The 12,298-nt window shown below is 55.9% G+C and carries 5 protein-coding genes; 2 read left to right on the plus strand and 3 right to left on the minus strand.

Annotation, left to right across the window (positions count from 1 at the left end):
• The first annotated feature begins 2 nt into the window (after positions 1-2).
• Positions 3-1,310 carry an outer membrane protein assembly factor BamB family protein gene (locus NB063_RS10215; RefSeq protein ID WP_250928629.1) on the plus strand — a complete coding sequence of 436 codons (1,308 nt, stop codon included), beginning with the start codon at positions 3-5 and terminating at the stop codon, positions 1,308-1,310.
• Positions 1,311-1,378: 68 nt separating this feature from the next.
• Here the strand turns inward: NB063_RS10215 and NB063_RS10220 are convergent, their stop codons facing one another.
• The 3 genes from NB063_RS10220 to NB063_RS10230 all read right to left on the minus strand — a co-directional run bounded on the left by NB063_RS10220 (position 1,379) and on the right by NB063_RS10230 (position 8,821).
• A complete protein-coding gene (locus NB063_RS10220; protein ID WP_250928630.1) occupies positions 1,379-3,301 on the minus strand; it encodes a sulfatase-like hydrolase/transferase in 1,923 nt (640 codons plus the stop codon).
• Between the two features lie 56 nt (positions 3,302-3,357).
• A complete protein-coding gene (locus NB063_RS10225) occupies positions 3,358-5,331 on the minus strand; it encodes a sulfatase (RefSeq protein WP_250928631.1) in 1,974 nt (657 codons plus the stop codon).
• Between the two features lie 94 nt (positions 5,332-5,425).
• The gene (locus NB063_RS10230) at positions 5,426-8,821 is read right to left on the minus strand and encodes a family 78 glycoside hydrolase catalytic domain (RefSeq protein ID WP_250928632.1); all 3,396 of its coding nucleotides are present in this window, start codon (positions 8,819-8,821) and stop codon (positions 5,426-5,428) included.
• A gap of 435 nt (positions 8,822-9,256) precedes the next feature.
• On the opposite strand from NB063_RS10230, the gene NB063_RS10235 reads away from it, so the two are divergent.
• Entirely contained in the window at positions 9,257-12,136 is a 2,880-nt protein-coding gene (locus tag NB063_RS10235; protein ID WP_250928633.1) for a transglutaminase domain-containing protein, read from the plus strand.
• Positions 12,137-12,298 lie beyond the last annotated feature (162 nt).

A 12,298-nucleotide genomic window follows, 5' to 3' on the forward strand; every position in this document is an offset into this window, starting at 1 on the left:
TGATGACTCGATTACTGCTGTTGCCAATCCTGATCATCGCAGCCACCATCGGCTGCTCCAAAAAGACTCCTGTCAAGGAACTTTCCGTCAACCAAAGCGGGGTGGAGATTGTCGATCAAGCGATCACGATCGCCGATTCGGATTGGCCGAACTGGCGGGGGCCTTCGGGTAACGGTCTCGCTACCGACCAACCACTGCGGACATCGTGGAACAAAGAGGATGGCGTCGCGTGGCGGGCAAGTGTTCCTGGCCGGGGACACAGCAGCCCGATCCTGATTGGCGATCAAGTCATCGTGGCGACAGCGATCGAGGAAAAAGAACAACAGCTTGTCGTCGCCTTCGACCGCAACGATGGTGCACAACGGTGGAAAACCGTCATCCATGAAGGCGGCTTTCCGTCGCAGCGTGAGGTTCACCGCAAGGCGACCAATGCCAACGCCACCGTCGCCTGCGACGGCGAACGCCTCTTTATCTCGATGCTGAACACCGGGAAAATATTCGTCACCGCTCTCGACCTCGACGGGAATCAGTTGTGGCAAACCGAAGCCGGCGCATTCGTCTCCCGCTTCGGATACGCGCCGTCTCCAATCCTCTACAAGTCCTTAGTCATCATCGCCGCCGACAACCAGGGTGGCGGCTACCTCGCGGCATTCGACCGAACCACCGGCACTCCCGCGTGGCGAACCGCACGCGGCAACCTTAACAGCTACTCCAGTCCAGCGATTGGTACGCTCGGCGGAAAAGATCAATTGCTGATCTCGGGATGCAATGCCGTCACGAGTTATGATCCCGCAACCGGCGAAACGATCTGGGAGACACCCTGCATCTCCGAAGCCACGTGCGGAACCGTCGTCGTCGCTGGCGATCGACTCGTGGCATCGGGTGGCTATCCGGACAAAGAAACCGTTTGCCTTTCAGCAACCGGCGAAAAACTGTGGACCAATGGAACCAAAGCTTATGAACCCTCGTTGGCCGCCAATGATCAGTGGGTGTTCGCCGTCACCGACGATGGAATCGCCTATTGCTGGTCCCTTGAGGACGGCAAGCAAATGTGGCGTAAACGATTAGGGGGCAACTTCAGTGGATCGCCCGTGATCTGCAACGGCAACGTCTACGTCGCCAACCTTTCAGGCGAGTGCTTCGTCTTCCGTGCCAGCGGCGAGAATTACGAACAGATCGCGAAGAACAAACTCGGCGATGATTGCTACGCAAGCCCCGCGATCGGCAACAGCCATATCGTGTTTCGAGTCGGAACGGGTGACGGTGGCAACCGCCAGGAATCTCTGGTCTGTGTCGCCGCTCCGGAATGAACTGTCGTTTGCAAATTCATCCGTGTCGTCTGGACCGAGTGTAGCCAAGTGTTGGCAATCGAACCGATTCACTCTCCCGGTGTTCGAAACCGCCACCAAAAGGCACCATCGTTCAGTGCGCCAACGGGGCGATCGCCGACTCGGATCCAACCGGGATCCCACAAAAAGAAATAGGCCTGATCGGGTTCCAGTTTCGGAATGTCGTCAAACACCAACTCCATCGTGCCTTGGGCTTGGTGATGCTCGTCGGGACTCGCCTGCCAGATCAGATTTGCCTCGTCCGACACCGAGTACAACCGAATGCTTTTGCCCTCCGATCCGGCAAAATCAATCGTTTTACTGAACCGCATCGAAACAGAAATCGTTGCCGAATCACTCGTGCTCGAATTGGCCGGCGATAACGCCTCCAAATGCGGACAGACCATCTTCAGTCGATGCCAGCCCCATCCGTTCTGATGTGGCAACGGGCGCGCAGACGCCTCAGGAACTCCCGATCGCACCGCTTCTTCCACCCACCGGTTTACCATCATTTCCAACCGCTCGGGTTCCTGCGCTGCCAGATCATGACGTTCGGTTCGATCGTTTTTGAGATTGAACAACTGCCACGGACCGTCATACAAACTGACCACTTTCCACTCGTCTTCGATCCACGCTCTTGAAAAGTGATAGTGCTGAAAATCGGGTTTCGCCGCACGACTGCCATCGGTCCGTAGCAGTGGCACTAACGACGCCCCGGTCAACGATCGCAATTCTTGTTCGCGATGAGTCTTCGGGTACTCCGCTTCGGCGAGTTCCAGAAACGTCGGATAGAAATCCGTGATGCTCACCGGCGATCGAACGATCGTGTCGCCGTCGTGTTCGACTCCCGCCGGCCATCGCACGATCATCGGGGTCGCGATTCCGCCCTCGTGACACGCATGTTTGTAATACCGGAACGGGGTCGCCTTCACGGATGCCCAACCGTTGCTCGATGACGGGTTGCCGTGGGGCGCCCAAGCAATCTGTTTTTCGTCCTGATCAATGCCACCGTTGTTGTAGTCGCCGCCGTTGTCAGAAAGAAAAACGACAAGCGTATTCTGGTCGATTCCCTCGCTGCGAAGATAATCCATGATTCGACCGACCGCCGAGTCGACACCATCGACTGCCGCAGCGTACGCCGCCATCCGTCCCGCCTCAACACGCTTTCGGTGAGGTGTCAACTCATCCCACTGACGCGTCGCTTCATCCACTTCGGCAAGCTCCGTGTGAGCGTCGATGAGACCGATCTCAATTTGCCGCTCACGGCGAGCCTCTCGAATTCGTTCGTATCCCTGTTCGTAACGCTTCAAATATTTATCGACCAGACGCTTGGGTGCTTGGCAGGGATGGTGGGGTGCATTGAACGCGACATACATGAAGAATGGTTCCTGCAAATGCACCGCCTCTTTCATGAACTCAATGCTTTTGTCGGCAAATGCATCGGTCGAGTAGAACTCCGGCCCGAAGTCACGAAACGGCTGATCGTCGATAAACCAATCGTCTGCACCAATAAAGCAATCCGTCATCCCGCTCAAAAATCCGAACGCACGATGAAACAAATCACGCGATCGTGGGTCCGGCGTGCCGGCATGCCATTTACCCGTCATCATCGTTCGATAGCCGGCATTTTGCAGCAACGTGGGCAACGGCATCGAATGGGAATACGCATTGCCACCGGCGCGGTGAAACGGCATCCCCGATAGGAATGCGATCCGCGATGTCACGCACATCGGTGACGCACGAAAGTGAGAGAACCGGACTCCCTGGCTAGCGAGTTCATCGATGTGAGGCGTTTCGATTTCTCCGCCATAACAGCCGAGATCCGAGTAGCCGAGATCGTCCGCCATCATCACAACAACATTGGGTGGGGTCGCCTCGAGCGAACTCGCAAAAGACGCGAGTAATGTGATGATGACAGGACCAATGAATCGGTGAACCATACCGTTTTCGCAGTTTCCGTTGATGTAAAACATGAGGGTAGACGAGTAGGAATCACGCACCGACCGCCATGACTCGCTCGTGATGGAAGCTAAAATTCCCAGGCGTGAATGATTTCACCGTCCTGGTTGGTCAATCGAATGTCCGAGATCCGCATGACACCTGCGGAGGTGGCAGGATCGATGCGGATTCCCACGACCGGATGCTCAGACGTGAACGCAATCGAGTACTCATGCGGCTTCCCATCGGGAGTCACCGAGAATGGAACACTGCGATCTCGAAAGTACGACGGGGCCACACCTTTTTCATGCCAAAAAACTTGCCCCGCGTCGTTGGCGTTCGACGTCATCGTAAACCGGAGCGTAAACGATCGAGCGGATGGCTGTTGGGCGTTCGCAGATTCAGGAAGAGCGGTGTAGAAGTGCGGGTCACCCCCGGTACTCTCAACCACGAGTTCATCGCCGTCGATCGACAGTTCGCATGTTCCCTGCGGCTGCCAACCGGCAACGGGAGCGGCGGGCTTGGATTTGGTCTTGGCGGTCGGTTTGTTCGCCCCTCCTTTCAGAGTCGCTTTTCCTTCTAAGGTCGGGTCATATCTGGACGGATCGAAGTTTGGGTTGGGACGCGGCAACACCGCACCGGTGTCGACCAAGAAGTCTTCGATCATCGCGTCGAGTTCCATCACGATATCGGGATACTGAGCCGCCAAGTCCGTTGTTTCACCGAGACCGTGTTTGAGGTCGTACAGTTTGTATCGATGCTTGCCATTCTCTCCGTTGTAAAACAACCGAATTAATTTCCAATCACCCCGGTGAACGCTGACCGCCGGCGGCAACCAATCGGGAACGCCTGGACTATGCGGGAAGTAAGTGTAAATCCCTTCCCGCTGCAGTTTTCCGCCCTTCAATGCGGGAACGATGCTGATACCGTCAAACAATTGCTCGGGTTGCTTCTCGATCTTCAACAGTTCCAACAGCGTTGGGTAGAAGTCGGCACTCTGAATCACCTCGTCGCTTCGTGAGCCGGGCTCAACGACACCGGGATAGACGACGACTCCTGGACCGCGAACACCGCCTTCGTACATCGTCGCTTTGCCACCTCTCAGAGGCGCGTTGCTGGTCGCGGTGCTGTCGTCGACCGCGTTGTACATGTTGCCGCCATTGTCAGACGCAAAAATGACGATGGTATTGTCTGCAATTCCCAACCGATCGAGTGCGTCAATGAGCGTACCGACCGCGTCATCCATACTTTCGATCATCGCGGCGTAAGTGGGACTGCGCTGGGGATCGTTCGGATCGACACGTTTCTTGTATTTGTCGATCAACTTCTGCTTCGCATCGAACGGTGCGTGAACGCTGAACATCCAATAATTGAGAAAAAACGGCTCGTCGCGGTGAGCCTCCATGTACGCAACCGCTTCTTCAGCCATGCGATCTTCGATGTGCTCCTGCGGAGTCTGCGGATCGAAATCTGGGTATTTCCAGGGCGCAACATAAGAACCGGCAGGCCCGGGGCCCGGCCAATGTGGGATATCAACGTCAAAACCGTGCTCAAGCGGTGAATACGGCTCAGGCCCCAAATGCCATTTCCCGAAGTGGGCGGTCGCGTATCCGTTGTCGCGAAACATCTCCGCGAGTGTGTAGTGTTTGGTATCAAGACGCGTGGCCGAATTGGGCAAAATCGCTTTTTTGTTGGGTGGAGCGGCGTCCCCTTGGGTCGCTTTCATCCTCGCCACGGGCAAGTGACAAACGGGGGCCGTGATATCGGTGCGAGCAGGACTTAAGCCCGTCAAGATGCTCGACCGAGTCGGCGAACACAGCGGGCTCGATGCATACGCACGCGAAAACGTCATCCCACGAGCAGCCAACCGCTCCATATTGGGAGTCCGATAGAACTTCGTCGTCCCATACAAAGTGGTATCACTGAATCCGAGGTCGTCCGCCAAAATAAAAACCACGTTGGGTTTGGTTTCGGCAGCGTTAGCATCAACGAACAGGCCACAACAAAGGATGCCCAGCAAAACGGCCTGCGTGAACGTCCGCCATGGACGGGTTATTTTTCGCATCGGATACCAATCTTGAATCAAAGAGGAAAGATGAAGGATGAACACTCGCCGGTATGCGTTGAATGGTCTCTGACTTCAACGCGTTGCTCTCAACCTATTCCGCCAACTGGTAGATCGAAATGGACTCGACTTCCATTTCGCCCTGGTTGGCGTACTGGTCGTAGTCCTGAAAAGGGTCAAACCGCAATTTTTTGACGCTATCATTTCCAGGGATCCGAAAGAGATAACGCTTCGGTTGATCCGACGCAGCAAGCGGACGCGACGATTGACGGGCTTCACTAAAGCCACCCTGAGGCGGTGCCCAAAAGAACTGACTCGTCGCCCCTTTCCCCACGACCGCGCGAAGTTCGATGGCCATTTGCCCCGAAACTCTCTCGCCAAGCGTGGTCATGATCTTCGGATCGCTTCCGGTGGCGATTAATTTCGTTTTACCGTTCTCGTTAACCACGCGAACGTTGTCACGCTCACTCCACCGTTCAAGATCGGCTGCGTTGGTGAAATCCCACGACGCAAGCTTTTTCGCACCCGCCAATTCGACTTTCTCAGGATTGACAGAGTGATCGGCCGGTTCAGACGTGGCGATTGAGTGCAACGCGGGTTCGATGCCGCTGGCACATTTGAATTCATAGTCGCCCGACTCGACTTCGAGCACGCAGTAGTCTTGCTCTTGTCGTATCACGCGAACGTGATTGTGTTTTGCAATCGGCGCCCCACCCTCCGTGATGCTGGACGCATCTGAGGTCGGTAAGAACACCGTTGCAACGGTGTTCGCGGGGATGGAAACGCTTAAGTGAAAACGCCCATCGCTGAGTTTCCAACTGCTGCGAATCGTGCCCCGGATACTTTCGTAAGATGCGTCGACCCAATCGATGGGATCGTGCATCGCGTTACTGCCCGGTGACGGCGGGGTCGGCCGGATGATGATCTTTTTGTAACCCGGCCCATCGGACTGAATCCCGGCCAACGTATGGAACATCCACTCGCAAACCGCGCCGAACGCGTAATGCGAAAACGAATTCATTGCCGCATTGTGGCGGCCAAACGCGTCTTCTTTCGTGTAGCTGTCCCACCGCTCCCAAATCGTCGTCGCACCATTTTTGATCTCATATCCCCACGAAGGAAACTCACGTGATTGCAATAAGAAGGTTGCCAGATCATGTTGTCCCGATTCGGATAGAACAGGCAGCAACGGACGTGTACCGAGAAACCCCGTCGCCATGTGGTTGCCATTTTCCTCGAGCATCTTCGCGAGCTGGCGTCCCGTGGCTTCACGTTTGTCTTCGGGAATCAAATCCGCAAACAACGCCAAGGCTTGGGCGGTTTGCGTGTGGATGTTCACGCTGCCGTCGTCGTTCAAATACTTCGTCGCAAAGGCGGCCTTGGTCCGATTGAACTGTTCTCGGTATTTCTCGGACTCGCTCTGCCGTCCGATCGCGTCAGCCATTTCGGACATCATTCTTGCCGAAATCGCGAGGTAAATCGTGTCGATGTACTGGAGCGGCGTCTTGGCACCTTGAGCCAGCCAATCGCCCCACGCATTCCCGTGCTCGATTCCCAAATCGTTGACACTCGTTTCTTCACGCCACTGCATGAACTTGGTCATCGGTTCCCAACACGTTTCAATGACACGCGTGTCCCCGTACGCCTGCCAAATCGTCCAGGGACAAATCACGCCGGCATCGGCCCACGCGGTGCCAAAGTCTTGACCATGCTGAAACGGATAGGGTGCGTAACCGGGAAACGTGCCGCTGGGCCGTTGCGATTCCATCAATTCACGCAACCACTTGGTATAGAACGCGCCGATGTCCGCGTTGTAGGCCGCCGTTGCGACATAGGCTTGAGCGTCACCGGTCCACCCCATCCGTTCGTCACGCTGTGGACAATCCGTGGGGAGGTCTAGGAAGTTTGCTCGCTGAGTCCAAAGAACATTTTGGTACAGCCGGTTGACCATCGGATCGCTGCACGCAAACGAACTCGTCATCGGCGTGTCGCTGTGCAGAACCAACCCGGTGATCGTGTCGAGCGTGGGTTTGCCAGGAAAGTTCGACACCTCGACGAATTGAAATCCGTGGAAGGTGAACCGTGGTTCGTACACCTCGCCGTCGGCATCACCACGGCAAGTATAAAAGTCGGTCGCGCGTGCTTTGCGCAGGTTTTCGGTCATCACGCGTCCGTCAGGATGCAGCATCTCGGCGTATCGGATTTTGATCCGCTGCCCCGCAGGGCCGTTCACTTTCATGCGAATCACACCCGCAAAATTTTGTCCGAGATCGAACACGTAAGTCCCAGGTTCTCGCTCGGCAACCGATTTCGCCTGAATCTCTTGCGTCACGCGAACGGGAACGCCTGGGAACGATTCCAATTTTGGTCTGACGAACCCGAACTCTGCCTCTGATCCTGCCTTGCGGACGGGTTGGCCTCGTTTCTCCGGATTTCGAAATTGATAGAACGTCGCCATTTTGCTGCCGTTGTCTTTTGCCAGCACGGCGTGTTGCCAACTGCTGTCATCGAACCCGGCAACATCCCATCCCAAAAACTCTTTTCGCGCATCGTACGACTCACCCATCAACAAGTCAGCTTCTTCGATAGCGCCGTCGCCGGATACTTTCCACGAAGCGTCCGTGTTCACGGTTTCGCGTGTTCCGTCGGTGTAGTGAATCTCCAACTGAGCCATCAACGAGGGTGTTTTTCCGTACGTCGAGCGTCCCGTTTTCTCGGTGCCGATTCCGGTGAGCAATCCGAATCCGACGTAACCGCTATACCATCCGTCCGCGACCCACGCCCCGACCGCGTTGTCACCTTCTCGAACCATCTCGGTAACGTCGTACGTGTTGTAATAAGCACGCTGTCGGTAGTCCGTCCAACCGGGAGCGAATAGGGCATCGCCAACTCGCTTGCCATTGAGATGCAACTCGTAGATCCCCAGTGCAGTGGAATAGATGGTCGCTCGGGCGATCTTTTTCCTTGTCGCGAACTCTTTTCGATATTGGCGAGCCGCAGGCAACTCCAGCACACTGGGGTCATCGTAAACCGGATCGGGATCCGCATAGGAAATGTACTCAGCTGTCCAATCGTCATCGGACAGCAATCCCATCGACCACGAGGCGGTCTGGCTCCACGCCGGACGGTCTTCGTCCGATGCCCAAGACTTCACTTTCCAGAAACACCGTTGCCGCGAAACCAACGACTGGCCGGAATAAGGAACAAACAACGTTTGGTCGGATTCAACTCGTCCCGAATCCCAAAGATCTCCCACGTCGTCGGCCAAGTTTTTTTCCGACGAAGCGACCAGGATCTGGTACGCGACCTGATTCTGCCCCCGCTGATCCGACTCGACACGCCAGCTCAATCGGGGAGTGACGACATCAATCCCGCGAGGATTTTCGAGGTACTCGCATCGGAGCGTGGTTGGCGTCATTGCGGACAATTGGCCGGCACAGATCATCGCGACAGCGAACAGAAAAACGGATGGAATGCAGATTGTCTTCACGTTTCGCACATTTCAGGTGGGGGAGAGGCAGGAAGAAGAGCACCGCAATGCGAACCAACAAATGGGACTAAGGGGGCGATAACTCAACCTTTCCAGAAAGACTAAACCATCGAGTCGTCCAAAACCTTCACGATCGACTTTTATTTCAGCACAAAAGTGCCACGACAGCTCACGAACCAATCACGCCCAGGGGCCCAGACCAGAAAGGTGAACAAACAGTAACTTCCCGTCTACCAACCTTGCCGACTGCCACACAAACGGTGAGCCACCTGACCACAACGCGACATGCACGAGACGTTAACGTGCACCGGTGGCCCATTGAACGATTCCAAGGCACGATGCTCGACATCGCTGCGCCCAGCCATTGCATCGGCCCATGATTAGCCTAAGAATCAAATTCTCGATCCCGGATCTCCGTATGACTTGGTGCCTCTGATGCTGACGATCAAACGATTCCTTTCTTGCCTTCTGTGGGTCTGCACGATCAGTATCAGCGCCGTCGCCGAAATTCCGGGGGACGGCAAGATTTCTACGGATATCGAGGCTCGACTCAAAATCGCCGGGGATAACCGCGCCGAAATCGAGCAAGCCTACGCATCCGTTCCCGCGGACCAGCGGGCGGGGATGGAATTCCTGATCGCCAACATGCCCGACTCGGATCTGCAATCGCTCTCCGCGAAGTTCCTGCTCGAAAACACCGCCCTTGCCTATCAATCGCGAACCTCTGATCCGTGGGCGAGCGATATCCCTTTGGAGGTGTTCTTCAACGACGTTTTGCCGTACGCGAGCATCAACGAACGCCGTGACAATTGGCGGGCTGATTTCCGCAACCGTTTCTTGCCGCTTGTTTCCGAAGCGAAAACGACCAGTGAGGTTGCCACGATCCTCAACCAGAAGATCTTTGGAATCCTCGGAGTGCGCTACTCGACTAAGCGAGCCAAAGCAGATCAAAGTCCGTACGAATCGATCGAAGGAACAACCGCTTCCTGCACTGGTCTATCGGTTCTGCTGATTGACGCCTGCCGGGCAGTTGGTGTCCCGGCACGTTTTGTGGGCACGCCGTTGTGGACTGATGGCAGCGGCAATCATTCTTGGGTCGAGATTTGGGACGACGGGTGGCACTTCACCGGCGCCGCTGAACCAACGGGCGTTCGGCTAAACGATGGTTGGTTCCTCAAACGCGCCTCCGCGGCAACCGATGATCCCAAACATGCGATCTACGCGACAAGCTTTCGCAAGACTTCGCTGTCGTTTCCTTGCGTCTGGAACCGCACGATCAAATCGATTCCCGCAGTCAACGTCACGCATCGGTACTCTAGTCTGCGACGCAGCCAAATCGATGCCGGCGCTTCCGCTCACGCGGTCTCACAAATGCAAGCGTGGTTGGACGACAATGACAATCTTGACGCATTGGCAGCACAAGATTTTGCCCAGGTCCCGCTGACGAAATCGGACACGGAAAAAGCACGCGAAAGCCTCGCCGCAAAACACCGCTCGTTACTCCGCGCCGAACGCAAAGCAGAATTGGACGCACGCGTGATCCGGCATGGCGAGTTGAAGATGCCGTTCTCCTACAAAACGTTCGGCGAAAAGCCCCCTGACGGATGGAGCCTGTACATCTCGTTGCACGGAGGAGGGGGGGCCCCAGCAGGCATCAACGACCGACAGTGGGAGAATCAGAAAAACCTCTACAAGCTCGAGCAAGGCATTTATCTCGCCCCACGTGCCCCCACCGACACCTGGAACCTTTGGCATCAAGAACACATCGACGTGATGTTAAAGCGACTGATCCAAGACATGGTGGCGGTCGAAGACGTGAACTGGAACCGCGTCTACGTGATGGGGTATTCCGCCGGCGGTGATGGCGTCTATCAGCTCGCACCGCGAATGTCAGACTACTGGGCCGCCTCCGCGATGATGGCGGGACACCCTAACGAAACTTCACCTCGAGGCCTGCGTAACGTGCCCTTTGCATTGCAAGTGGGTGGCAGGGACGCGGCCTACAAACGCAACCAAATTGCGTCGGAGTGGAAAGAAAAACTGGCAAAACTCCACGCCGACGACGATGGCGGCTACAAACACTTCGTCAAAATCTACCCCGACAAAGGTCATTGGATGGATCGCGAGGATGCGGTTGCGATCCCGTGGATGGCCCAACACGTCCGCAATCCAACCCCCACGCGGATCGTGTGGGTGCAAGACGATGTCACGCACGATGAGTTCTATTGGCTCGCCGTGGATGAAGCAAATCGCAAACCACGCAGCGAAATTACCGCCGAAGTAAAAGGTCAATCGATCACCCTCACCGCGGAGGGCGTGGACCGGCTCAACGTGCGACTCGATGATCGCTTCATTGACCTCGATCGTCCCGTCAAGATCGTCTGCCTAGGCAAAACATTGTTCGAAGGTTTGGCCGAACGCACCATCGGCGAACTAGTACGCACGCTTACTCAGCGTGGGGATCCCAATCTCGCCTTCCCACACTCGGTCTCGGTCGACTTACCCAAACCGTTCCCGCAAGCATTGATCGGTGACAAAACGATCCCACGCTACCAAGCGGTAAGAGCGAAACAATCGATCACGGTCGACGGCAAGCTCGATGAACCGGCGTGGGAAACCTCCACGAAAACGCAACCGTTTGTGGATCTCATCAGCGGAGAATCGACCAAGCACGACACCCGGGCCGCGTTGCTTTGGGACGACGAATACTTGTATGTCGGTTTCTGGCTCGCTGAACCCAATGTCAAAGCCAAATACCTCGATCGTGATGACCCGATCTATTATGACAACGATGTCGAAATATTCATCGCGGGCGAGGACGCGTACTACGAATTTGAAATCAACGCGTTCGGCACGGTCTACGAAGCGTTCTTCGTCTGGGAAGACGTGTTGAAAGGCGACACCTACGCAGGCGATCCGCAACTGCGCCGTGATCAGTTAAAGGTGCAAGAATTTAATGGCGTCGGTTTCACTGAACATCCTCGTGGCAAACGCGTCGCGTTCTTGGGATACGACTTTCCCGAGTTCCAATCCGCCGTGGATATCCAAGGCACGCTCAACGATGACACGGACACCGACCAGGGTTGGACCGTCGAACTCGCATTTGCGTGGAAAGGCATGACCGCTCTCGCCGAGGGAGACAAACGATCACTCCCGCCGACGCCGGGCGACCAATGGCGGATCGATCTGTTTCGGTTCAACTCTTACAAAACCGATCTGCCAAAATTCGACTCGAGCGGTTGGGCAGTGGGTCCGCACGGTGTGTGGGACTCGCACATCCCCGAGCTTTTCCCGATCGTCACGTTCGCAGATTGAGCTACTTGCGCTCCGTCACCCGGCACTCGTGATCTGAATGTGTTTGCAACGATCAGGCGATCCTCGCGCGCATCGGTCGCCCACTCCTTCAATTTCGAGTCGGTTGGCACCGGTCAGTAAAAAGATTCCGCCATCCGGTGGAACATTCCCAGCCTTCAGGGG

The organism is Aporhodopirellula aestuarii, assembly GCF_023701485.1.
Lineage (GTDB): Bacteria > Planctomycetota > Planctomycetia > Pirellulales > Pirellulaceae > Rhodopirellula > Rhodopirellula aestuarii.

What these genes read in the sequence shown, in the direction of transcription:
- NB063_RS10215 (WP_250928629.1), top strand. Translation starts at nt 3, where the DNA reads ATGACTCGATTACTGCTGTTGCCAATCCTGATCATCGCAGCCACCATC.
- NB063_RS10220 (WP_250928630.1), bottom strand. Translation starts at nt 3,301, where the DNA reads ATGTTTTACATCAACGGAAACTGCGAAAACGGTATGGTTCACCGATTC.
- NB063_RS10225 (WP_250928631.1), bottom strand. Translation starts at nt 5,331, where the DNA reads ATGCGAAAAATAACCCGTCCATGGCGGACGTTCACGCAGGCCGTTTTG.
- NB063_RS10235 (WP_250928633.1), top strand. Translation starts at nt 9,257, where the DNA reads ATGCTGACGATCAAACGATTCCTTTCTTGCCTTCTGTGGGTCTGCACG.